Raw genomic sequence first — 23,106 nt, 5'->3', positions numbered from 1 at the left:
GACGCCGAAAGGATCTGATAGAGTCGGAACCGCCGGAAAGGGAAACGCGGAAGCGGGAACCTGGAAAGCGCCGAGGAAATCGGATCGAGAAAAGATCTGATAGAGTCGGAAACACCGAAGGGAAGCCCGGAGGAAAGCCCGAGAGGGTGAGTACAAAGGAAGCGACCGTTCCTTGAGAACTCAACAGCGTGCCAAAAATCAACGCCAGATATGTTGATACCCCGTCTCCGGTCATCACGATCGGGACGAGGTTCCTTTGAAAAAACACAGCGAGGACGCTGAGAACGGTCGGGCCTATTCCGCCTGACTGTTCCGCTCATCGTGGTGTCGTCCCGATTACGGGAAAACATTCACGGAGAGTTTGATCCTGGCTCAGGACGAACGCTGGCGGCGTGCTTAACACATGCAAGTCGAACGATGAACCACTTCGGTGGGGATTAGTGGCGAACGGGTGAGTAACACGTGGGCAATCTGCCCTTCACTCTGGGACAAGCCCTGGAAACGGGGTCTAATATCGGATATGACCATCTTGGGCATCCTTGATGGTGTAAAGCTCCGGCGGTGAAGGATGAGCCCGCGGCCTATCAGCTTGTTGGTGAGGTAATGGCTCACCAAGGCGACGACGGGTAGCCGGCCTGAGAGGGCGACCGGCCACACTGGGACTGAGACACGGCCCAGACTCCTACGGGAGGCAGCAGTGGGGAATATTGCACAATGGGCGAAAGCCTGATGCAGCGACGCCGCGTGAGGGATGACGGCCTTCGGGTTGTAAACCTCTTTCAGCAGGGAAGAAGCGAAAGTGACGGTACCTGCAGAAGAAGCGCCGGCTAACTACGTGCCAGCAGCCGCGGTAATACGTAGGGCGCAAGCGTTGTCCGGAATTATTGGGCGTAAAGAGCTCGTAGGCGGCTTGTCACGTCGGGTGTGAAAGCCCGGGGCTTAACCCCGGGTCTGCATTCGATACGGGCTAGCTAGAGTGTGGTAGGGGAGATCGGAATTCCTGGTGTAGCGGTGAAATGCGCAGATATCAGGAGGAACACCGGTGGCGAAGGCGGATCTCTGGGCCATTACTGACGCTGAGGAGCGAAAGCGTGGGGAGCGAACAGGATTAGATACCCTGGTAGTCCACGCCGTAAACGGTGGGAACTAGGTGTTGGCGACATTCCACGTCGTCGGTGCCGCAGCTAACGCATTAAGTTCCCCGCCTGGGGAGTACGGCCGCAAGGCTAAAACTCAAAGGAATTGACGGGGGCCCGCACAAGCAGCGGAGCATGTGGCTTAATTCGACGCAACGCGAAGAACCTTACCAAGGCTTGACATACACCGGAAACGTCTGGAGACAGGCGCCCCCTTGTGGTCGGTGTACAGGTGGTGCATGGCTGTCGTCAGCTCGTGTCGTGAGATGTTGGGTTAAGTCCCGCAACGAGCGCAACCCTTGTTCTGTGTTGCCAGCATGCCCTTCGGGGTGATGGGGACTCACAGGAGACCGCCGGGGTCAACTCGGAGGAAGGTGGGGACGACGTCAAGTCATCATGCCCCTTATGTCTTGGGCTGCACACGTGCTACAATGGCCGGTACAATGAGCTGCGATACCGTGAGGTGGAGCGAATCTCAAAAAGCCGGTCTCAGTTCGGATTGGGGTCTGCAACTCGACCCCATGAAGTCGGAGTTGCTAGTAATCGCAGATCAGCATTGCTGCGGTGAATACGTTCCCGGGCCTTGTACACACCGCCCGTCACGTCACGAAAGTTGGTAACACCCGAAGCCGGTGGCCCAACCCCTTGTGGGAGGGAGCTGTCGAAGGTGGGACTAGCGATTGGGACGAAGTCGTAACAAGGTAGCCGTACCGGAAGGTGCGGCTGGATCACCTCCTTTCTAAGGAGCACTTCTTACCGGGCTTGCCTGGTCAGAGGCCAGTACATCAGCGAATGTCTGATGCTGGTTGCTCATGGGTGGAACGTTGATTATTCGGCACGGTCCAGGACGGACCAGGCGCTAGTACCGCTCTTCGGGGCGTGGAACGCTGATCTGGTCGGCTGATCGTGTCGGGCACGCTGTTGGGTGTCTGAGGGAATGATCTTCCTTCAGTCGCCGGCCCCAGTGCACTCGAACCGGTTGGTTCGGGGTGATGGGTGGCTGGTCGTTGTTTGAGAACTGCACAGTGGACGCGAGCATCTGTGGCCAAGTTTTTAAGGGCGCACGGTGGATGCCTTGGCACCAGGAACCGATGAAGGACGTGGGAGGCCACGATAGTCCCCGGGGAGTCGTCAACCAGGCTTTGATCCGGGGGTTTCCGAATGGGGAAACCCGGCAGTCGTCATGGGCTGTCACCCGCTGCTGAACACATAGGCAGTGTGGAGGGAACGAGGGGAAGTGAAACATCTCAGTACCCTCAGGAAGAGAAAACAACCGTGATTCCGGGAGTAGTGGCGAGCGAAACCGGATGAGGCCAAACCGTATGCGTGTGAGACCCGGCAGGGGTTGCGCATGCGGGGTTGTGGGATCTCTCTTTCACAGTCTGCCGGCTGTGAGACGAGTCAGAAACCGTTGATGTAGGCGAAGGACATGCGAAAGGTCCGGCGTAGAGGGTAAGACCCCCGTAGTCGAAACGTCAGCGGCTCGTTTGAGAGACACCCAAGTAGCACGGGGCCCGAGAAATCCCGTGTGAATCTGGCGGGACCACCCGCTAAGCCTAAATATTCCCTGGTGACCGATAGCGGATAGTACCGTGAGGGAATGGTGAAAAGTACCGCGGGAGCGGAGTGAAATAGTACCTGAAACCGTGTGCCTACAAGCCGTGGGAGCGTCGGATACAGCTTGCTGTATCTCGTGACTGCGTGCCTTTTGAAGAATGAGCCTGCGAGTTTGCGGTGTGTTGCGAGGTTAACCCGGGTGGGGAAGCCGTAGCGAAAGCGAGTCCGAATAGGGCGTTTTAGTAGCACGCTCAAGACCCGAAGCGGAGTGATCTAGCCATGGGCAGGTTGAAGCGGAGGTAAGACTTCGTGGAGGACCGAACCCACCAGGGTTGAAAACCTGGGGGATGACCTGTGGTTAGGGGTGAAAGGCCAATCAAACTCCGTGATAGCTGGTTCTCCCCGAAATGCATTTAGGTGCAGCGTCGTGTGTTTCTTGCCGGAGGTAGAGCACTGGATAGGCGATGGGCCCTACCGGGTTACTGACCTTAGCCAAACTCCGAATGCCGGTAAGTGAGAGCGCGGCAGTGAGACTGTGGGGGATAAGCTCCATGGTCGAGAGGGAAACAGCCCAGAGCATCGACTAAGGCCCCTAAGCGTACGCTAAGTGGGAAAGGATGTGGAGTCGCACAGACAACCAGGAGGTTGGCTTAGAAGCAGCCACCCTTGAAAGAGTGCGTAATAGCTCACTGGTCTAGTGATTCCGCGCCGACAATGTAGCGGGGCTCAAGCGTACCGCCGAAGTCGTGTCATTCATACAATAGGGCCAACGCCTGTATGGATGGGTAGGGGAGCGTCGTCTGCCGGGTGAAGCGGCACTGGAAGGTAGTCGTGGACGGTTGACGAGTGAGAATGCAGGCATGAGTAGCGATACAAACGTGAGAAACGTTTGCGCCGATTGACTAAGGGTTCCTGGGTCAAGCTGATCTGCCCAGGGTAAGTCGGGACCTAAGGCGAGGCCGACAGGCGTAGTCGATGGATAACCGGTTGATATTCCGGTACCCGCTGTGAAGCGTCAAACATCGAGCATCGTGATGCTAAGGCCGTGAAGCCGTTCCGGACCCTTCGGGGAAAGGAAAGTGGTGGAGCCGCCGGCCCAAGCGGTTAGTAGGTGAGTGATGGGGTGACGCAGGAAGGTAGTCCATCCCGGGCGGTGGTTGTCCCGGGGTAAGGGTGTAGGACGTTGTCTAGGTAAATCCGGGCAGCATATAGTCTGAGACCTGATGCCGAGCCGATTGTGGTGAAGTGGATGATCCTATGCTGTCGAGAAAAGCCTCTAGCGAGTTTCATGGCGGCCCGTACCCTAAACCGACTCAGGTGGTCAGGTAGAGAATACCGAGGCGTTCGGGTGAACTATGGTTAAGGAACTCGGCAAAATGCCCCCGTAACTTCGGGAGAAGGGGGGCCATGTCTGGTGATGAGCTTTGCGCTCTGAGCTGGGTGTGGCCGCAGAGACCAGCGAGAAGCGACTGTTTACTAAAAACACAGGTCCGTGCGAAGCCGTAAGGCGATGTATACGGACTGACGCCTGCCCGGTGCTGGAACGTTAAGGGGACCGGTTAGCTCTGTTTCGACAGGGCGAAGCTGAGAACTTAAGCGCCAGTAAACGGCGGTGGTAACTATAACCATCCTAAGGTAGCGAAATTCCTTGTCGGGTAAGTTCCGACCTGCACGAATGGCGTAACGACTTCTCGACTGTCTCAACCATAGGCCCGGTGAAATTGCACTACGAGTAAAGATGCTCGTTTCGCGCAGCAGGACGGAAAGACCCCGGGACCTTTACTACAGTTTGATATTGGTGTTCGGTTCGGCTTGTGTAGGATAGCTGGGAGACTTTGAAGCAGGCACGCCAGTGTTTGTGGAGTCGTCGTTGAAATACCAGTCTGGTCGTGCTGGATGTCTAACCTGGGTCCGTGATCCGGATCAGGGACAGTGTCTGATGGGTAGTTTAACTGGGGCGGTTGCCTCCTAAAGAGTAACGGAGGCGCCCAAAGGTTCCCTCAGCCTGGTTGGCAATCAGGTGTTGAGTGTAAGTGCACAAGGGAGCTTGACTGTGAGACCGACGGGTCGAGCAGGGACGAAAGTCGGGACTAGTGATCCGGCGGTGGCTTGTGGAAGCGCCGTCGCTCAACGGATAAAAGGTACCCCGGGGATAACAGGCTGATCTTCCCCAAGAGTCCATATCGACGGGATGGTTTGGCACCTCGATGTCGGCTCGTCGCATCCTGGGGCTGGAGTCGGTCCCAAGGGTTGGGCTGTTCGCCCATTAAAGCGGTACGCGAGCTGGGTTTAGAACGTCGTGAGACAGTTCGGTCCCTATCCGCTGTGCGCGTAGGAATATTGAGAAGGGCTGTCCCTAGTACGAGAGGACCGGGACGGACGAACCTCTGGTGTGCCAGTTGTTCTGCCAAGGGCATGGCTGGTTGGCTACGTTCGGGAGGGATAACCGCTGAAAGCATCTAAGCGGGAAGCCTGCTTCGAGATGAGTATTCCCACCTCCTTGAGAGGGTAAGGCTCCCAGTAGACGACTGGGTTGATAGGCCGGATCTGGAAGCCAGGTAACTGGTGGAGGTGACCGGTACTAATAGGCCGAGGGCTTGTCCTCAGTTGCTCGCGTCCACTGTGTTGGTTCTGAAACCACGAACAGCCCCACGTTGCCACAGCGTGGTGCGGCGTTCAGTTTCATAGTGTTTCGGTGGTCATAGCGTGAGGGAAACGCCCGGTTACATTCCGAACCCGGAAGCTAAGCCTCACAGCGCCGATGGTACTGCAGGGGGGACCCTGTGGGAGAGTAGGACGCCGCCGAACAAATTTTGGGAAAACCCCCGCATCTTTGATGCGGGGGTTTTCTGCGTTCCGGACCCTCTATTCCGTATCCCGTTCGTCGGGCCCTCTATTCCGTTCGTCGGATCCTCTACGCTCGATGCCATGCGCTACGACCTCGTCATCTTCGACAACGACGGTGTCCTCGTGGACAGCGAGCCCATATCCAACCAGCTCCTGGCCGCCTATCTGACCGAGCTGGGGCACCCGACGACGTACGAGGACTCCATCCGCGACTACATGGGCTCGGCGATGCACCGGGTCCACGACCTGATCCTGGAACGGACGGGCCGGCGGCTGCCCGAGGACTTCGACGAGGTCTTCCACGCGCGCGTGTTCGCCGCGTTCGAGCGCGAGCTGCGGCCCGTGCCCGGCGTGACCGGCGTCCTGGAGAAGCTCGCCGCGGACGGGGTGCCGTACTGCGTGGCGTCCTCCGGGAGCCACGAGCGGATCCGGGTGGGACACCGGACGACCGGGCTCGACCGGTGGTTCGAGGAGGGACGCGTCTTCAGCTCGGAGGACGTCGGCCGGGGGAAGCCGGCACCCGACCTGTTCCTGTACGCGGCCGAGCGGATGGGAGTGGCCCCCGAGCGGTGCGTGGTCGTCGAGGACTCCCCGCTGGGCGTGCAGGCCGCCGTGGCGGCCGGGATGGACGTGTACGGGTTCACCGCGATGACCCCCGCGGCACGGCTCGCGGGCGCAAGCCAACTCTTCTCCGATCTGGGCGAGTTGGCTGACCTGCTGATATGACCCCGGTCGGCGGTCCGGGCTGACAATTGTCATGCGGACCTCCGGACGATCGTTCCTACTGCCGGGCCCCGGCCACGGGCGAAGCTGGGGGCATGACGAAGAACACGGGGACCCAGGGGCGCAAGCCGAGCGTGCTGGACAACTTCAGGCCGCTGCTCATCGACGTGGCGGTGCCGCTCGGCTCGTACTACCTCTTCAAGGACGCCTGCGGGATGAGCACCTTCGCCGCGCTCGCCTGGAGCAGCGTGGTGCCCGCGGTGCGGACCGTGTGGGGCCTGGTCAGGGAGCGGAAGACCAACGCGCTGGCGGGACTGATCCTCGTCGTGAACGTCGTCTCGCTGCTGCTGAGCTTCGTCTCCGGCGACCCGCGGCTGATGCTCGCCAAGGACAGCGGAGTCAGCAGCACGGTCGCCATCGGCATCCTCGTGTCCGTCCGGCTCGGCCGGCCGATGATGACCGCGGGCATGAGGCCCTTCCTCATCAAGGGCGACGCCGCCAAGGAGGCCGCCTGGCAGCGGCTGGTGTCCGGCGCGGCGGCCGACTCCGCGGCCTTCCGGCGCAAGGAGAACGCCTTCTCGATCGTCTGGGGCACGGTGCTGCTCGCCGAGTGCGTGGCGCGTTTCGTGGGTGCCTACACCCTCCCGGTGGACACGATGGTGTGGCTCGGCACGGTCTTCATGGTCGGCGCGATGGTGATCGGCTTCGTCGTCGGCGGCGGGCTGGCGGCCGAGCCGATGGAGCGGATGCTCAAGGCCGAGGTGGAAGCCGGCCGGTCCGAGCGGCCCGCGGTGGCCGTCGCCGCCTGACGCGGACTCAGGGCAACTGAACCTGAGGGAAATTCATCTTTGGCTGGATCTACCCACAGGTAGCCCGGGGCCCTACTCTCGCCGCCATGACTGATGTGCTGCGGCGTGGCAGGGCCTCGCTGGCGTTCGGCTTCTTCGCCCAGGGAGTCGCCTTCGCCCTGCTGGTGACGCGCATCCCGGCCATCCAGGACCGGTACGGGATATCCGACGGGCTGCTGCCGGTCTTCCTCGCCGCCGTGCCGATCCTCGCGGGCGCGGGCAGTGTGGCCACCGAGCAGCTGGTGAAGCGGGTACGGCCCAGCCGGCTGCTGCGCTGGTCCCAGCCGGTGGTGCTGCTGGCGCTGCTCGGCGCGGGGGCCGGCGGCCGCGGGCAGGTGGCCGCCGTGGCGGTGGCGCTGGGCGTCTTCGGGCTGGCGGTGGGGGCGCTGGACGCGTCGATGAACATGCTCGGCGTCAGCCTCCAGCGGTCGTACGGCCGCAGCATCATGCTCGGCTTCCACGCCGCCTACAGCCTCGGCGGGATCCTGGGAGCCTCGCTGGCCTGGGCCGGGGCGCACTGGCACCTGGCGTTGTGGGTGTCGTACCTGCCGGTGGTGGCCGTGCTGCTGCCGGCGACGCTGGTGGCGAGCCGGTGGTACGTCGACGCGGAACCGGCGCCCGTGCCGGACGGGCAGGCGCGGGGCGGGGTCCTGGTGTTCAGGCTGCTGCTGCCGCTGTGCCTGGTGATGACCTTCGCCTACATCGGGGACTCGACCGTCTCCAACTGGAGCGCGAAGTACCTGAAGGACGTACTGGGCAGCTCGGAGCAGCTGGCGACCGTGCCGTACAACGTCTACATGGTGACCACGCTGGTGGGGCGGACCATCGGGGACACCGGAGTGCGCAGGTTCGGGGCGGCGGCGGTCGTACGGCTCGGGGCGCTGGTGGCGGCCGGGGGGTTCGCGGTGGTCGCCGTGGCGCCCGGCGCGTGGACGGGGATGCTCGGGTTCACGCTGCTGGGGCTGGGCCTGTGCGTGCTGGTGCCGCAGACCTTCGCCGCGGCGGGGAGGTTGTTCCCGGGGGCGTCGGACGCGGCGATCGCACGGCTGAACATCTTCAACTACGTGGGCTTCCTGATCGGCTCGCCGCTGGTGGGCGCCCTGGGGGACGCTTGGAGCTATCGGGGTGCCATGCTCGTGCCGATGGTGTTGGTCCTGGTGACTCTGGGGTACACCAGGTCGTTCGCCGCTCAACCGGACCGATACGGTGGCGGGCATGAGCGGCCGCGCACAGCTGATGTGGGACGAGGCAGTAACGGGCTATGACTTCGGTCCGAGCCATCCGATGGATCCGGTCCGGCTGGACCTGACCCGCCGGCTGGTCGGCGCCTTCGGGCTCGACCGGGAGCTGGCGGTCGTCGCGGCGAAGCCGGCCGGCGAGTCGACGCTCCGGCTGGTCCACCGCGAGGACTACATCGACGCCGTGAAGGCCGCCTCCGCGGATCCGGCGGGGGCCCACGGGGAGTACGGGCTCGGGACGGTGGACGATCCCGCGTTCGCCGGGATGCACGAGGTGTCCGCGCTGATCGCGGGCCAGTCGGTGGGGGCCGCCGAGGCCGTGTGGCGCGGGGACGTCGAGCACGCCGTGAACTTCGCGGGCGGCCTGCACCACGCGATGCCGGGCGGGGCGTCGGGATTCTGCATCTACAACGACGCGGCGCTGGCGATCGCCCGGCTGCTGGAGCTGGGTGCCGAGCGGGTCGCCTACGTGGACGTCGACGTGCACCACGGGGACGGGGTGCAGGCGGCGTTCTGGGAGGACCCGCGGGTGCTGACGGTCTCGTTGCACGAGCACCCCAGCACGCTGTTCCCGCAGACCGGGTGGCCGCAGGAGACGGGCGCGGGCGCGGGGGAGGGCTCGGCGGTGAACGTGGCGCTGCCGGCCGGGACGGGGGACGCGGGCTGGGTGCGGGCGTTCCACGCCGTGGTGCCCGAGCTGCTGGCCGAGTTCCGGCCGCAGGTGATCGTGTCCCAGCACGGGGCCGACACGCACTTCGAGGACCCCCTCGCGCATCTGGCCGTCTCGCTGGACGCGCAGCGGGCGGTGCAGGTGGCCTGTCACGAGCTGGCGCACGAGTACGCGGACGGGAAGTGGATCGCGCTGGGCGGGGGCGGGTACGCGGTGGTGGACGTCGTACCGCGGTCGTGGACGCACCTGGTGGGGATCGCGGCGGGCCGGCCGGTGGCGCCGGAAGAGCTGATCCCCGAGGGCTGGCGGCAGGAAGTGTTCGCCCGGACGCGGCAGTTGGGGCCGCAGCGGATGACGGACGGGCGGTGGCCGGTGGAGTACGGCACGTGGGAGTCCGGGTACGACCCCGCCGACCGGATCGACCAGGCCGTACTGGCGACCCGCCGGGCCGTGTTCCCGCTGCGGGGGCTGCTGCCCTGAACCGCCCGCCGGCGCCGGCCGGGCGCGCGGCCTGCGTCCCGGGCGGCCGTTAGGCCGACCGTGCGCAATTCCCCGGTTTCCGTGCCGCCGTACCCGCCCATGGGTCACCATCGCATCCGTGTTGACCCCCGGCCGTCTCCGCGCGCACCTGGTGGCCGTTCGGCTGGCCGGGGTGGTGGCGACCCCGCGGGAGACGAGCCTGCGGAGTTACCGGCTCTTCGCCGCCCGTGACCCGCGCGCGCTGATCGGGATCGATCCCGAGGGTGTCTGGGGGCCCCGGGAGGTGCTCGGGCTCATGGCGCGAAGGTGCGGGGTGTCGGCCGACCCCCGCTGCACGTCCGGCCCGGACGTGATCGATCCGGGGCGGACGCTCGCCGCGCTGGACGCCTTCGCCGGGCGGATCCGGGAGGCGGCCCGGCGCGGAGCGCCCGTGCTGTTCGGCACCGGGCACCCGCAGCGGCTGCTCGGTTTCTACGCCGGCTTGGCGGACGCGATGTCGGCGGCGGGATGTGAGGTTCTCACCCCGGCGCAGGGTCACTGTGTCGACATATTGACCCGGTTCGGTCTACGTACTCATCGCCTCGACTACGTACGAGGGGTTGCCCTGGTGCGGGAACCGGCGAGCGGGCGCCCCGGTTGTGAGCCGGGTGCCCACAGCCACTCGCCGCTCCCGGTTCGGGTCGCGCTGGACGCCGCTGCGGCGGCCGGCGGACCTCTGCCCGAGCTGGTCGTCGGCGATCACGGGTGGGTCTGCGGCGCAGGTCAGCTGGGGTTCGAGGCGATCGGGCTGGCCGACACCGACGACCCCGCCCTGTTCGTGGGTGAGGCCGAGGGGCGGGTGTCCGTCGTCGTTCCGGTTGATGACGCAGTGCGGTCTAGTTACTACCGGCCGCTCACCCGCTACGTGCTCGATCGAGCGAGTCTGTCACGGTAGGCCCCCGACGGGTGCACCTCTTCCCCACTCGCATCACCCGCCCCTAGTCTGGGGAGTGAGCACGCAACGACGAAGAGTCACCGGAAGGGGAAGCCGGTGGCCGTCGAGTGCGGAAGGTTCAGGTGTGTCATGGCTGCAGCTGGCGAGAGGCCTCTGAACGAGGTTCAGTTCCTTACCGTGGCGGAAGTCGCCTCGGTGATGCGAGTGTCGAAGATGACCGTGTACCGCTTGGTGCACAGCGGTCATCTGCCCGCGATCCGGGTGGGACGTTCGTTCCGCGTCCCGGAGCAAGCGGTACACGAGTACCTCCGCGACAGCTATGTGGGGGTGGAGACGGCCTGACCGAGACCCCCTGGTGACCAGGGGGCATCCCCTCGATTACGACCTCAGCGCTCGGTTGGGTAGGCTAGCCCCTCGTAGGTCGTGTGGGCCCATGGCGCCCAAACAACCGAGTGATGAGAAGTGAGCGAGGGTAGTCGTGGGCTCTGTTATCAAGAAGCGGCGCAAGCGGATGGCCAAGAAGAAGCACCGCAAGCTGCTCAAGCGCACGCGCGTTCAGCGCCGCAACAAGAAGTAAGCGGCGTCGCGAGAGTGTGGCCCTGTGGCCCCCCACCATCCGTGGTGGGGGGCCACAGGCATATTCCGGGACGGACGGCATGTGCCGATGGGGGAAATTCCGTCACCTCGCGCATCGGGGGTCATCACAGCGCAACGACAAGCGGCTAGGTTGGCGGCAGACGGGGAACGCGGGATACCGGTTGTGCGGGAAGGAAGGCGCTGATCTTGGGGAAGGTCGTGCTCGTCACCGGAGTGGCCCGGCAGCTGGGCGGCCGGTTCGTGCGGCGGATCCAGCGGGACCCGGAGGTGGACCGGGTGATCGCCGTGGACGCGGTGCCGCCGGAGCACCATCTGGGCGGGGCCGACTTCATCCAGGCCGACATCCGGCAGCCGACGATCGCCCGGGTGCTCGCCGAGACGGGCGCCGACACCGTGGTCCACCTGGACGTGACGGGCACGGCGCTGGGCGGCGGGAACCGGGCCACGGTCAAGGAGACCAACGTCATCGGCACCATGCAGCTGCTCGGCGCCTGCCAGAAGTCGCCGGCCGTGCGGCGGCTGGTGGTGAAGTCCAGTACGAACGTCTACGGTTCCGCACCGCGTGATCCGGCCGTGTTCACCGAGACGACGCCGCCCAAGTCGCTGCCCAGCGGCGGCTTCGCGAAGGACGCGGTGGAGGTGGAGGGGTACGTGCGCGGGTTCGCGCGGCGGCGGCCCGACGTCGCCGTGTGCGTGCTGCGGTTCGCCAACATCCTCGGGCCGGCCGCGGAGACCCCGCTCGCCTCGTACTTCGCGCTGCCCGTCCTGCCGACGGTGATCGGCTACGACCCGCGGCTGCAGTTCGTGCACGAGGACGACGTCATCGAGGTGCTGCGGATCGCCTCGCACGAGCCGCGCCGGGGGACCCTCAACAGCGGCACCTTCAACATCGCCGGGGACGGCGTGCTGCTGCTCTCGCAGTGCTCCCGGCGGCTCGGGCGGCCCACCGTGCCCCTGCTGCTGCCCGCGGTCACCTGGGCCGGCTCCCTGGTCCGCACGCTCGGGATGACGGACTTCTCCCCGGAGCAGATCCGGCTGCTCACCCACGGGCGGGTGGTGGACACGACCCAGATGCGCGAGACGCTGGGCTTCACGCCCCGCTACACGACGGCCGGGACCTTCGCGGACTTCGCGCACGGCCAGGGCCCCGGGCTGCTGCCGCCGGAGACCCTCGCGAGGGCCGTCGACCGGATCACCGCGCTGACCGCGAGGGCGGACGGCAACCCCCAGACGCACAGCGCCAACTGAGGAGAGCGGCAACGATGGCGGACGCCAAGGTCATTCCGTTCGACGACGACCGGTCCCGCGGGAGCGCCGGGCAGCGCCAGGCGCGGCGCCGCGGCGGGGGGAGCCGGCGTGGCGCGCTCGGGGAGCCGGGCGAGCTGGGTGCGGTCCAGCCGCTGCCGGGCCGGGAACGAGTACGGGAGGACGGCCCTGTGAACGGCGAGGAGGGGCCCTCGGCGCAACCGGAGGCCGACGGGCAGGACGGCGGCCTGGAGCGGCGGGTGGCGGCCGGGCTGGCCTTTCTGCGGCGCCGGCTCACCGGGGACTACGAGGTCGACGACTTCGGTTACGACGAGGAGCTGACCGACCAGGTCCTGATGTCGCTGCTGCGGCCGGTGTACGAGAAGTACTTCCGGGTCGAGGTGAAGGGCATCGAGAACATCCCGGCCAAGGGCGGAGCGCTGCTCGTCGCCAACCACTCCGGGACGCTGCCGCTGGACGGCCTGATGATGCAGGTCGCGGTGCACGACCGGCATCCGGCCGGCCGTCATCTGCGTCTGCTGGCCGCCGACCTGGTCTTCGTGCTGCCGGTGGTCAACGAGCTGGCCCGCAAGCTGGGTCACACGCTGGCCTGTGCGGAGGACGCGGAACGCCTGCTGGCCCAGGGCGAGCTGGTCGGGGTGATGCCGGAGGGCTTCAAGGGCATCGGGAAACCTTTCGGCGAGCGCTACAAGCTCCAGCGGTTCGGCCGCGGCGGCTTCGTCTCCACCGCTCTGCGGCAGGGCGCGCCGATCATCCCCTGCTCGATCGTCGGGGCCGAGGAGATCTACCCGATGATCGGCAACGCCAAGACGTTGGCGAGGGTGCTGGGCTTCCCGTACTTCCCCCTGACGCCGACCTTTCCCTGGCTGGGGCCGCTGGGTGCGATTCCGCTGCCCACGAAGTGGACGATCCAGTTCGGCGAGCCGATCGCGACGGACGGGTATCCGCCGGAGGCGGCGGAGGACCCGATGCTGATGTTCAACCTGACCGACCAGGTCCGCGAGCAGATCCAGCACACGCTGTACAAGCTGCTGGTGCAGCGGCGGTCGGTGTTCTTCTGAGGCGGTCGGTGTTCTTCTGAGGCGTGCGGTCGTACGACGAGGGGCGCCCCGCTCGGGAGGGGCGCCCCTCGTCGTCGCAGCCGTGGCTAGTCGGCGTCGTCGCTGTCGATGCCGAGGCCGGGGAGCAGGTCGGGCAGGAGCGGCGGGATGGTGACGTCCGGCTGGCCCGTCGGGGACTTGCCGGCGGACGGGGAGCTGCCGTCGGGCCCGGTCTTCGGGGGCTCCAGCAGGCCGCCCGTGTCGCCGCCGATGAGGCCCTCGCCGCTGCTGCCGGTGGCCGAGCCGCTCGGGGTGCCGGTGCCCGTGTGCTGCCCGGCGGACGGGGTGCCGCCGGCGGAGCCGGGTGCCGTCGACCGCTGACTGCCGGAGGAGCCGACGGACGGTGAGCCCGAGCCGCCCCGGTGCCGGTCGCCGCCGGAGGGGGTCGGCGGCGGCGGGAGCAGGGACTGCAGCGGGGCGACCTCTTGGTCTATGGCGTCGAAGACCGAGGAGACCTGCTGTTTCACGTCGCCCAGCTGTACCGGCAGCCGGTCGCTGAGCGCGCTCCACGCCTCACGGTGGGACCGGGAGAAGGCGGACAGCGCCTGGATGGGGCCCAGGGAGTCCGGATCGGCCGCGTAGGCCGCGTGGAGCAGGCGGTGGCCCTCGGTGACGTCGTGCTGCATCCCGGAGAGGGTGCGGCGGATCTCGCCGATGGACTCGTGGTCCAGGTGGCCGCCCCGGCCGCGCTCCAGCAGCCTGCGGGCCTCGCTGAGCCGGGTGGAAGCCTGGTCCAGGTAGGTCTGGCCGCGCTGGTCGTCGCCGTCGCTCAGGTAGTTGAGCTTGAAGTCCTCGATGCCGCGCTTCAAGCCGTACAGCGAGTCTCCGGGAAGGGCGTCGGAGCTGGCGGCGGCGACCCCGCCGAAGGCCCCGGCGGCCACGCCGACACTGAGCCCGCCGGCCGCGAGCCCCTTGGTCAGCCTGGTGCGCGGACGGAGCTTGCCCAGCGGGCTCGCCCGGTGTGCGCCCCGGCTCCGGTGCGAACGCTGTTCCGGTACCGATGCTTCCGCCGCCCCCGTACCCTCCCGGAGCATGGCCTCCATCGCGGCCACCAGCTGGGCCCGCTGAACGACCTTGACCTCCGGGTCGAGCTGCGGCTTGGGCAGCGCGCCGAGACCCGTGGCCAGGGCCAGCAGGCGGCCCCGTTCGGTCTGCTCCTCGGCGGCCGGCGGCGTCTCCGCCGCTGCTGCGGACTGCTCGGCCGCCGGGTCCCGGTCGGACTGCTCCTCCAGGGCCTGGGCGAAGGCGTTCGCCCGCCGGTGCGCCGATACGTTCGCGATCACTGGCGGCACCTCCTCTCGTCATGACGGTCGACTCCCCAGGGGGTCCTGAGGGTTGCACGCCCACGACCACTTCCCTCGATCGAGCGATCAGGGTCGGCCGGGACGTGACCACAGGGAGCCTGTATCCCGCACAACGACTGGCGCGGCACTTGGGTTACGGACAGCGGATGGTCGGATCGGAAAGGCAACGGGCGCTCACGGAAAGTGAGTTGGCTGTCGCCCATCGTCGGCTCGCTCAGCGGGCGTCGTCCGGCAGCAGGCGGGCGAGGGTGCGTACGGCGCGGTACTGGAGGGTCTTGATGGCGCCCTCGTTCTTGCCCATCACCCGGGCGGTCTCGGCGACCGAGAGGCCCTGGAGGAAGCGGAGCGTCACACACTCCTGCTGCTGCGGGTTGAGCCGCCGTACGGCGTCGAGCAGCGCGGCGTTCGACAGGGACTCCAGGACGGAGTCCTCCGGGGAGCGCTCGACCTCGTTGGCGTCGAGCATCTCGCCGGTGGTGACCTCCAGCCGGAAGCGGCTGGACTTGAAGTGGTCGGCGACCAGGTTCCGGGCGATGGTGACCAGCCAGGCCCCGAAGTCGCGGCCCTGCCAGGTGAAGGTGCCGATCCTTCTGAGCGCCCGCAGAAAGGTCTCGCTGGTGAGGTCCTCGGCGGTGGCCCGGCCGCCGACGCGGTAGTAGATGTACCGGTAGACGGTGTCGCTGTACTGGTCGTACAGGCGCCCGAAAGCCTCGGCCTCCCCCGCCTGGGCGCGTTCGACGAGGTCCATCATCCGGGCGCTGTCGCTGTCTGCGGCCGGGCGGCGGGCGGTGGCGGAGCCGGTGGCACGCCCTCGTCTGCCGACGGCGGCGCCGCCGTCGGCCAGTGCGTAGCACGGGCCTGCCGGTGCGGCGGCGGCGAAGGCGGGGACGGCGTACGCGGGGGGGACGAAGCCGCGCAGCGTCTCTTTGGCCGTCGCGACCGTTGCGCGCAGCGTAGCCAGGCCCGAGGCGTCAACCCCGACGTGTGGGTACACGGGACTCCCAGAGGCAGAGCTTCCATCACGTGCAGTGCGGGACCGTTCACCCGTCGTGGCGACGGAGGGGTTCCGGATTGCGTCTGAGGAGAATAACGCTTCGTACAGGCACTGCTACACCGAGTTGCTCAAATCATCGATTGCGTCGTATCTGTAACCGTTTGATGGCAGGTCACGTTTCGCAAGATGACCGTTGCGTGACCGGAAAAGGGCGTCTTTCGGTGAAGTGCAGGGCATGTTGAACGCGGTGATGTACACGGGCACGTTCAAGGTGGGCGCCGACCTGCGGCCGGGCGGGAATCCGGAGAGTGTGACTCCGTCCGTGCGGGGCCGGTGCGGAGGCGGGTGCCGTCGGGCGCCGCCGGCCTCGGTGCGGCGGCGGCACGCCGACGGGACCGGCGCTGTCGGGCGTCATCGACGCGCGTTGACGCTGCCGGGGCTACCGAGGGCTAGCTGTCGGGGCTACCGGAGGGCTACGGGCCTATCGGGGCTAAGGGGCTACGGGGCTATCGGCGCCGGCGGCTCAAGGCGATCGCCGCCGCCGTGCCGCCGGCGACCGCGCCGACGCCGGCGGCCGCGGGGATGCCGACCTTCGCGGCCTTGCGGCCCGTGCGGTAGTCCCGCAGGCGCCAGTCCTTCTCCCGGGCGTGCCTGCGCAGCTTGGCGTCCGGGTTGATGGCGTAGGGGTGGCCCACGAGGGAGAGCATCGGGATGTCGTTGTGGCTGTCGCTGTAGGCCGCGCAGCGGGAGAGGTCCAGCCCCTCGGCCGCGGCCAGGGCGCGGACCGCCTCCGCCTTGGCGGGCCCGTGCAGCGGCTCGCCGACCAGCTTGCCGGTGTAGACGCCGCCGACCGACTCCGCGACCGTGCCGAGGGCGCCGGTCAGGCCGAGGCGCCGGGCGATGACCTGGGCGATCTCCACGGGGGCGGCGGTGACCAGCCAGACCTTCTGGCCCGCGTCCAGGTGGGCCTGGGCGAGGGCCCGGGTGCCGGGCCAGATGCGGTCGGCCATGTACTCGTCGTAGATCTCCTCGCCGATCGACTCCAGCTCGGCGACCCGGTGGCCCTTGACGATCGACAGGGCGGAGTCGCGGGCGTCCTGCATGTGCTCGGGGTCCTCGACGCCGGCCAGCCGGAACCACGCCTGCTGCCAGGCGAACCTCGCGAGGTCGCGGGTCTCGAAGAACTTCCGCTTGTACAGGCCCCGGCCGAAGTGGAACAGTGCGGCGCCCTGCATCACCGTGTTGTCGAGGTCGAAGAAGGCGGCGGCCCGGTCGTCGCCGATCACGGGGAACTCCGGTTCCTCCGGCGTGGCGCGCGGGGCCTCCAGCGAGGACTTGCGGGCGGCCTCCGCCGAAGCCTCGCCTGCCAACACGCTCCGCGCCGTGGCGGAGCGCCTACGGGGGGTGAGCCATCCGAGAGCGGCCATGACGCGAGCATAGCCAGTCTGTTCGGTGGTTCCGGAGTCGAGTCGGTGGCAGGGTGTGAACTCTGCGCGACAGGGCCGTAAAAGAAGCGATCCGGAACGGGTGCGGAGCGCGCGAGAATGGCCGTATGAGTCCCCTCTTCCGACGCAGGGCCGAGCCGCGCGCCCGACTGGTCACCCTGATCCGCAAGCCCGGCTGCCATCTGTGCGACGACGCGCAGGCGGTGGTGGAGAAGGTGTGCGGGGAACTCGGTGTGCCGTGGGAGCCGAAGGACATCACCGAGGACCGGGAACTGCACGACCGCTACTGGGAGCAGATCCCCGTCGTCCTCGTCGACGGTGAACAGCACACCTTCTGGCGCGTGAACGAGGAGCGGCTGCGGCGGGCACTGACCGAGTAGTCCAAAGCGGCCGGAAAGTCGCTTAGGATCGACGGCGGTCTGGTCTCGGGGGCGGGATTCGTGAGGAGAGTGTGCGGTTTTGCCCCCAGTAATGAAGGAACGCCAGTGCGTATGCGCCGGTTCCCGCCGGGGGCGCGAAACCGGCGTGACCCCGGTCACTTCTGCCGGGCAAATCGGACACCATCTTTGTGCACGCGTTCACAAAGACATAGCCTGCTGTCGACGGGGCGGTCTGGGGACGTATGACCGCCTGCAGCCCCGCTCTACCCGCAGGAGCACCGTGGCAACTGGCCGAACACACCGACCGGCGACCCGTAGCCGAGGGATTCCCGAGGCCACCGTCGCCCGGCTTCCGCTGTACCTCCGAGCCCTGACCGCACTGTCGGAGCGCTCGGTCCCCACGGTCTCCTCCGAGGAGCTGGCCGCGGCGGCGGGGGTCAACTCCGCCAAGCTGCGCAAGGACTTCTCCTACCTGGGCTCGTACGGAACCCGCGGTGTGGGCTACGACGTGGAGTATCTCGTCTACCAGATCTCCCGTGAACTCGGCCTGACCCAGGACTGGCCGGTCGTGATCGTCGGTATCGGTAACCTCGGCGCCGCCCTGGCCAACTACGGCGGGTTCGCCTCCCGTGGGTTCCGGGTCGCCGCGCTGATCGACGCCGACCCGGCCATGGCCGGCAAGCCGGTCGCGGGCATCCCGGTGCAGCACACCGACGAGCTCGAGAAGATCATCAAGGACAACGGCGTCTCCATCGGCGTCATCGCCACTCCGGCCGGAGCCGCCCAGCCGGTCTGCGACCGGCTCGTGGCCGCCGGGGTGACCTCCATCCTGAACTTCGCGCCGACCGTGCTGACCGTCCCGGACGGCGTCGACGTGCGCAAGGTCGACCTCTCCATCGAGCTGCAGATCCTCGCCTTCCACGAGCAGCGCAAGGCCGGCGAGGAGACCGCGGCGGGCGACGGTGCCCTGCCCGCCGCCACCGCCCGCGACACCTCCGCCGACCAGGGGCCCGACGGGGACGTCCCCGCCGTGATGCCGGCATGAGTCTCCTCGTCGTGGGGCTGAGCCACCGCAGCGCCCCGGTCAGCGTGCTGGAGCGGGCCGCGCTGAGCGCGGACGCCCAGGTCAAGCTGGTCCAGGACACGGTCGCCGCCGAGCCCGCCACCGAGGCCGCGGTGCTCGCCACCTGCAACCGCATCGAGCTGTACGCCGACGTGGACAAGTTCCACGCCGGTGTCGCCGAGCTGTCCACGCTGCTCGCCCAGCACAGCGGCGTCGGCCTGGAGGAACTGACCCCCTACCTCTACGTGCACTACGAGGACCGGGCCGTCCACCACCTGTTCTCGGTGGCCTGCGGCCTGGACTCGATGGTCGTCGGCGAGGGCCAGATCCTCGGTCAGATCAAGGACTCCCTGGCCCGCGCCCAGGAACTGCACAGCGTCGGCAAGCTCCTGAACGACCTGTTCCAGCAGGCCCTCAGGGTCGGCAAGCGCGCCCACTCCGAGACCGGCATCGACCGGGCCGGCCAGTCCCTGGTCACCTTCGGCCTGGAGCAGCTGGCCGCGGGCGGGGACGTGCTGGACTGGGCCGCGGGGCGCACGGCGCTGGTCATCGGCGCCGGATCGATGTCGTCCCTGGCCGCCGCGACGCTCGCGCGGGCCGGAGTCGCCGAGATCGTCGTCGCCAACCGCACCTTCGAGCGCGCCGAGCGGCTCGTGCGGATCCTCACCGAGGGTGACGACACGGCCGTGACCGCCCGCGCGGTGGAGATGGCCGCCGTTCCCGGCGAGCTGACACGTGCCGACGTCGTCGTCTCCTGTACCGGGGCGACGGGACTGGTGCTCACGGCGGACATGGTCGCGCAGGCGGTCGAGGGCCGCACCGGCGCCCCCGCCGCCGAGATCGCCGACCCGGCCCGTACCGCCGACGCCTCGCGGACGGGCGACACCTCCCGGGCGGGCGCCGCCGCCAAGGCGCCGCTGCCGTCCGCCGGCGCCGACGAGAACTGCCCGCTGGACCTGGCCGCCGCACAGCCCGGCTTCTCCGTCATGGGCGAGGCCGCCGTGGCCGGCATGGACGCGGCCACCCTCGAGCAGCACGCGGCCTGGGCCGCCACCGGCGCGGTGGACCGCCGCGAGCGCCGCAGCCCCGAGACGGACGCCGGGCTGATCAGCGCGCTCGCCGCGACCGCGGCGACGGTGGGGCGCATCCCCGAGCGGCGCAGGCCGGAGCCGGTGGCCGAGCGCCCGGCACCCTTCCTCTTCCTCCTCGACCTCGCCATGCCCCGCGACATCGACGCGGCCGCGCACCGGCTGGCCGGGGTGCGCCTGGTGGACATCGAGTCGCTGGCGGAAGCCTCCGCCGACGCCCCGATGGCGGCCGACGTGGACCAGGTCCGGCGTATCGTCTCCGACGAGGTCGCGGCCTTCGGCGCGGCACAGCGGGCGGCGCACATCACGCCGACCGTGGTCGCGCTGCGCACCATGGCCGCGGACGTCGTCGCCGGGGAGATCGCGCGGCTCGACGGCCGCCTGCCCGACCTGGACGAACGCCAGCGCGGCGAGATCCGGCAGGCCGTGCACCGAGTGGTCGACAAACTGCTGCACGCGCCGACCGTACGGGTCAAGCAGCTCGCGGCCGAGCCCGGCGGCGCCGGGTACGCGGACGCGCTGCGCACCCTGTTCGACCTCGACCCCGAGACGGTGGCTGCCGTCTCGCGGGCCGTGGACAGCACAGACGAGAAGGACCGACCGGCATGAGTGAGAAGGCTTTGAGGCTGGGGACCAGGCGCAGCAAGCTCGCCATGGCCCAGTCCGGGCAGGTGGCGCAGGCCGTCCGCCGGGTGACCGGACGGCCCGTCGAGCTGGTCGAGATCACCACCTACGGTGACACCTCCCGCGAGCACCTGGCGCAGATCGGCGGCACCGGCGTCTTCGTCACGGCGCTGCGCGACGCGCTGGTGCGGGGCGAGGTCGACTTCGCGGTTCATTCGCTGAAGGACCTGCCGACCGCGCAGCCCGAGGAACTGGTCCTGGCCGCCGTACCGCCGCGCGAGGACCCGCGTGACGTGATCGTCGCGCGTGACGCGCTGAAGCTCACCGACCTGCCGCGCGGGGCCCGGATCGGCACCGGTTCCCCCCGCCGCATGGCGCAGCTGAACGCGTACGCCCGCGCCCACGGCCTGGACATCGAGACGGTACCGATCCGCGGCAACGTGGACACCCGCATCCGGTACGTCCACGACGGCGAGCTGGACGCGGTCGTTCTGGCCGCCGCCGGGCTCAACCGGATCGGCCGGATCGACGAGGTGACCGACTTCCTGTCGGTCGACACGGTTCTGCCCGCCCCCGGCCAGGGGGCCCTGGCGATCGAGTGCGCCGCGGACGACGCGGCCCTCATCGCTGCGCTCGGCGAACTCGACGACCCGTTCACCCGGGCCGCCGTGACCGCCGAACGGTCACTGCTCGCCGCCCTGGAGGCCGGTTGCAGCGCACCTGTGGGTGCGCTGGCCGACCTTCCCCCACTCTCGGCTCCGCTCGAGCGGGGGGACCCCCAGGGTGACGCGCAGATTGTCAAGGAAATGCGCCTGCGCGGCGTCGTCGGCACGACCGACGGCACCCGCATGGTGCAGCTGTCCACCACCGGTCCCGTGCCCCAGACGCACGACCGGGCGACGGCACTCGGTCGCGAACTCGCCACCGAGATGCTCGCCCAGGGCGCGGCCGGTCTGATGGGGGAGCGAGCACAGTGAGCCCCACCGCCCTTCCTGCCGCCGGTCCGGAACACGGGCACGTCACCTTCCTGGGTGCCGGACCCGGAGATCCGGGACTGCTTACTCTGCGCGCCGTGGAGGCGCTGTCGAGCGCGGACGTCCTGGTCGCCGAGCACGAGGTGCTCGACGTCATCCGGACGCACGCCCGACAGGGCGTGTCCGTGGTGCACACGGACACGCATCCCTCCGCGGTCTCGCCGCCGGGCACGGGCACGCCCCAGCTGACGGTGGTTGACGGCACGTCAACACCCGCCGCTGTCCCGGCTGCTGCTCAGGATGCCGCTCATCTTGTCATGGAGGCCGCGCGGGGCGGCAGGCGGGTCGTCCGTGCGGTGTCCGGGGACCCGGGACTTGATACGTACGCGGCGGAGGAAATGCTCGCCTGCGCCGCCGCCGGGGTGCCTTTCGAGGTCGTCCCCGGTGTCGCGGCGGCGGTCGGCGTGCCCGCGTACGCCGGTGTGCCGCTGCGGAACGCCGACGGCGCCGACGTCCGGTTCGTGGACGCCCGTACCGCCTCCGACCGCTGCTGGACGGAGGTGGGCGCCTCGGACGGCACGGTGGTCGTGTCGACGACCCTGGACTCCGTGGCCGCCGCGGCGGCCGAGCTGGTCTCGGCGGGCCGCAAGCCGGACACCCCGCTGACGGTGACCGTCGGCGGTACGACGACCCGCCAGCGCACCTGGACGGCGACGCTCGGCACGATCGCGCAGACGCTGAAGCAGGCGAAGGTGCTGCCCTCGCCGGACGGCGGCCGGCCGGTGATAGCCGTGGTCGGCGAGCGTTCGTCCGCCGCCCGGCGTGACCAGCTGTCGTGGTTCGAGTCCAAGCCGCTGTTCGGCTGGAAGGTGCTCGTGCCGCGCACGAAGGAGCAGGCGGCGTCGCTCTCCGACCAGCTGCGCTCCTACGGTGCCGTGCCGCACGAGGTCCCGACCATCGCCGTCGAGCCGCCGCGCACGCCCCAGCAGATGGAACGTGCCGTCAAGGGGCTGGTGACCGGCCGGTACGAGTGGATCGCCTTCACGTCGGTCAACGCGGTGAAGGCCGTCCGCGAGAAGTTCGAGGAGTACGGCCTCGACGCCCGCGCCTTCGCGGGCATCAAGGTGGCCGCGGTGGGCGAGCAGACCGCCAAGGCGCTGGTCGCCTTCGGCGTGAAGCCGGACCTGGTGCCGAGCGGTGAGCAGTCCGCCGCCGGTCTGCTGGAGGACTGGCCGCCCTACGACCCGGTCTTCGACCCGATCGACCGTGTCTTCCTGCCGCGTGCCGACATCGCCACCGAGACCCTGGTGGCCGGCCTCATCGAGCTGGGCTGGGAGGTGGACGACGTGACCGCCTACCGGACGGTCCGCGCCTCGCCGCCGCCGGCGGAGACCCGTGAGGCGATCAAGGGCGGCGGCTTCGACGCGGTCCTGTTCACCTCGTCCTCCACGGTCCGCAACCTGGTCGGCATCGCGGGCAAGCCGCACAACGTGACGGTGATCGCCTGCATCGGTCCCGCGACGGCGAAGACGGCGGAGGAGCACGGCCTGCGCGTGGACGTGATGGCGCCCGAGCCGTCCGTGCACAAGCTGGCGGAGGCGCTGGCCGACTTCGGCATGAAGCGGCGGGCCGCCGCCCTGGAGGCCGGGGACCCGGTCACCCGGCCGAGCGAACGGCGGCCCGGCGCACGGCGCCGCAGGTCGACCACCTGAGAACGGGCGGGGTGCCTCACACCGAGGCACCCCGCCCGTTTTTCCGGGACCTCACGCGAGGTACCCGGCCCGTTTTGGCGGGGTGCCTCACGCGAGGTACCCCGCCTGTGCTTTCACGGGGTGCCT

Annotated in this window: 18 protein-coding genes and 3 rRNA genes; 17 read left to right on the top strand and 4 right to left on the bottom strand. The window is 68.4% G+C overall.

The window, feature by feature from the left end:
- On the bottom strand, positions 1–238 hold a 238-nt coding region (locus GT045_RS39905; RefSeq protein WP_237538748.1), incomplete at its 3' end, for a hypothetical protein.
- Positions 239–349: 111 nt separating this feature from the next.
- Between GT045_RS39905 and GT045_RS21030 the strand changes: the two genes are divergently transcribed.
- The 12 genes from GT045_RS21030 (at position 350) to GT045_RS20975 (ending at position 13,357) form a co-directional block, all read left to right on the top strand.
- A 16S ribosomal RNA gene (locus tag GT045_RS21030) occupies positions 350–1,875 on the top strand.
- Between the two features lie 304 nt (positions 1,876–2,179).
- Positions 2,180–5,298 (top strand): 23S ribosomal RNA (locus tag GT045_RS21025).
- 86 nt (positions 5,299–5,384) lie between these two features.
- Positions 5,385–5,501 (top strand): 5S ribosomal RNA (gene rrf / locus GT045_RS21020).
- The 16S, 23S and 5S rRNA genes sit together here, the layout of an rRNA operon.
- Before the next feature lie 120 nt (positions 5,502–5,621).
- Positions 5,622–6,266 (top strand): HAD family hydrolase, encoded by a 645-nt coding sequence (locus GT045_RS21015; RefSeq protein ID WP_161335095.1) that lies wholly within the window; start codon positions 5,622–5,624, stop codon positions 6,264–6,266.
- Positions 6,267–6,358: 92 nt separating this feature from the next.
- Positions 6,359–7,072 (top strand): VC0807 family protein, encoded by a 714-nt coding sequence (locus GT045_RS21010; protein ID WP_161286991.1) that lies wholly within the window; start codon positions 6,359–6,361, stop codon positions 7,070–7,072.
- 86 nt (positions 7,073–7,158) lie between these two features.
- Entirely contained in the window at positions 7,159–8,376 is a 1,218-nt protein-coding gene (locus tag GT045_RS21005) for an MFS transporter (protein ID WP_202514910.1), read from the top strand.
- Positions 8,327–9,499, top strand: a complete 1,173-nt coding sequence (locus GT045_RS21000) for an acetoin utilization protein AcuC (protein ID WP_161286992.1) — start codon at positions 8,327–8,329, stop codon at positions 9,497–9,499. The genes GT045_RS21005 and GT045_RS21000 overlap by 50 nt, the downstream gene beginning before the upstream one ends.
- A gap of 118 nt (positions 9,500–9,617) precedes the next feature.
- Positions 9,618–10,433, top strand: a complete 816-nt coding sequence (locus GT045_RS20995) for a phosphatase (RefSeq protein WP_161286993.1) — start codon at positions 9,618–9,620, stop codon at positions 10,431–10,433.
- Positions 10,434–10,562: 129 nt separating this feature from the next.
- Positions 10,563–10,775, top strand: a complete 213-nt coding sequence (locus tag GT045_RS20990; protein ID WP_121791081.1) for a helix-turn-helix domain-containing protein — start codon at positions 10,563–10,565, stop codon at positions 10,773–10,775.
- A 136-nt stretch (positions 10,776–10,911) separates the two neighbouring features.
- The gene (locus GT045_RS20985; protein WP_003948845.1) at positions 10,912–11,010 is read left to right on the top strand and encodes an AURKAIP1/COX24 domain-containing protein; all 99 of its coding nucleotides are present in this window, start codon (positions 10,912–10,914) and stop codon (positions 11,008–11,010) included.
- 206 nt (positions 11,011–11,216) lie between these two features.
- On the top strand, positions 11,217–12,278 hold the full coding sequence (locus tag GT045_RS20980; RefSeq protein ID WP_161286994.1) for an NAD-dependent epimerase/dehydratase family protein: 1,062 nt from the start codon (positions 11,217–11,219) through the stop codon (positions 12,276–12,278).
- Between the two features lie 14 nt (positions 12,279–12,292).
- Positions 12,293–13,357 (top strand): lysophospholipid acyltransferase family protein, encoded by a 1,065-nt coding sequence (locus GT045_RS20975; protein ID WP_161286995.1) that lies wholly within the window; start codon positions 12,293–12,295, stop codon positions 13,355–13,357.
- An 86-nt stretch (positions 13,358–13,443) separates the two neighbouring features.
- On the opposite strand, the gene GT045_RS20970 is transcribed toward GT045_RS20975, so the two are convergent.
- The 3 genes from GT045_RS20970 to GT045_RS20960 form a co-directional block, all read right to left on the bottom strand.
- Complete coding sequence (locus GT045_RS20970; protein WP_161286996.1) at positions 13,444–14,679, bottom strand: DUF5667 domain-containing protein; 1,236 nt, start codon at positions 14,677–14,679, stop codon at positions 13,444–13,446.
- Between the two features lie 235 nt (positions 14,680–14,914).
- Positions 14,915–15,694 carry an ECF subfamily RNA polymerase sigma factor, BldN family gene (locus GT045_RS20965; RefSeq protein WP_161286997.1) on the bottom strand — a complete coding sequence of 260 codons (780 nt, stop codon included), beginning with the start codon at positions 15,692–15,694 and terminating at the stop codon, positions 14,915–14,917.
- 506 nt (positions 15,695–16,200) lie between these two features.
- Positions 16,201–17,121 carry an HAD-IB family hydrolase gene (locus GT045_RS20960; protein WP_161286998.1) on the bottom strand — a complete coding sequence of 307 codons (921 nt, stop codon included), beginning with the start codon at positions 17,119–17,121 and terminating at the stop codon, positions 16,201–16,203.
- A 125-nt stretch (positions 17,122–17,246) separates the two neighbouring features.
- On the opposite strand from GT045_RS20960, the gene GT045_RS20955 reads away from it, so the two are divergent.
- From GT045_RS20955 to GT045_RS20935, 5 genes are all read left to right on the top strand, one after another.
- Positions 17,247–17,519, top strand: coding sequence for a glutaredoxin family protein (locus tag GT045_RS20955; RefSeq protein WP_161286999.1), 273 nt, complete (start codon positions 17,247–17,249; stop codon positions 17,517–17,519).
- 280 nt (positions 17,520–17,799) lie between these two features.
- Positions 17,800–18,564 (top strand): redox-sensing transcriptional repressor Rex, encoded by a 765-nt coding sequence (locus GT045_RS20950; protein ID WP_161287000.1) that lies wholly within the window; start codon positions 17,800–17,802, stop codon positions 18,562–18,564.
- Positions 18,561–20,279 carry a glutamyl-tRNA reductase gene (locus GT045_RS20945; protein WP_161335094.1) on the top strand — a complete coding sequence of 573 codons (1,719 nt, stop codon included), beginning with the start codon at positions 18,561–18,563 and terminating at the stop codon, positions 20,277–20,279. Before GT045_RS20950 ends, GT045_RS20945 begins: the two co-directional genes overlap by 4 nt.
- Positions 20,276–21,271 (top strand): hydroxymethylbilane synthase, encoded by a 996-nt coding sequence (gene hemC / locus GT045_RS20940; RefSeq protein WP_161293116.1) that lies wholly within the window; start codon positions 20,276–20,278, stop codon positions 21,269–21,271. The genes GT045_RS20945 and hemC overlap by 4 nt, the downstream gene beginning before the upstream one ends.
- Complete coding sequence (locus tag GT045_RS20935) at positions 21,268–22,980, top strand: bifunctional uroporphyrinogen-III C-methyltransferase/uroporphyrinogen-III synthase (protein WP_161293113.1); 1,713 nt, start codon at positions 21,268–21,270, stop codon at positions 22,978–22,980. Before hemC ends, GT045_RS20935 begins: the two co-directional genes overlap by 4 nt.
- Positions 22,981–23,106 lie beyond the last annotated feature (126 nt).

This window comes from Streptomyces sp. SID486 (assembly GCF_009865385.1).
In the GTDB taxonomy this organism is placed as follows: Bacteria; Actinomycetota; Actinomycetes; order Streptomycetales; family Streptomycetaceae; genus Streptomyces.
This window is presented reverse-complemented; position numbering and strand designations above follow the sequence as displayed.

Bases quoted from the DNA above. Each gene is read 5' to 3' on its own strand.
- GT045_RS21015 (WP_161335095.1), top strand. From the start codon at position 5,622: ATGCGCTACGACCTCGTCATCTTCGACAACGACGGTGTCCTCGTGGAC.
- GT045_RS21010 (WP_161286991.1), top strand. From the start codon at position 6,359: ATGACGAAGAACACGGGGACCCAGGGGCGCAAGCCGAGCGTGCTGGAC.
- GT045_RS21005 (WP_202514910.1), top strand. From the start codon at position 7,159: ATGACTGATGTGCTGCGGCGTGGCAGGGCCTCGCTGGCGTTCGGCTTC.
- GT045_RS21000 (WP_161286992.1), top strand. From the start codon at position 8,327: ATGAGCGGCCGCGCACAGCTGATGTGGGACGAGGCAGTAACGGGCTAT.
- GT045_RS20990 (WP_121791081.1), top strand. From the start codon at position 10,563: ATGGCTGCAGCTGGCGAGAGGCCTCTGAACGAGGTTCAGTTCCTTACC.
- GT045_RS20975 (WP_161286995.1), top strand. From the start codon at position 12,293: ATGGCGGACGCCAAGGTCATTCCGTTCGACGACGACCGGTCCCGCGGG.
- GT045_RS20960 (WP_161286998.1), bottom strand. From the start codon at position 17,121: ATGGCCGCTCTCGGATGGCTCACCCCCCGTAGGCGCTCCGCCACGGCG.
- GT045_RS20955 (WP_161286999.1), top strand. From the start codon at position 17,247: ATGAGTCCCCTCTTCCGACGCAGGGCCGAGCCGCGCGCCCGACTGGTC.
- GT045_RS20945 (WP_161335094.1), top strand. From the start codon at position 18,561: ATGAGTCTCCTCGTCGTGGGGCTGAGCCACCGCAGCGCCCCGGTCAGC.
- hemC (WP_161293116.1), top strand. From the start codon at position 20,276: ATGAGTGAGAAGGCTTTGAGGCTGGGGACCAGGCGCAGCAAGCTCGCC.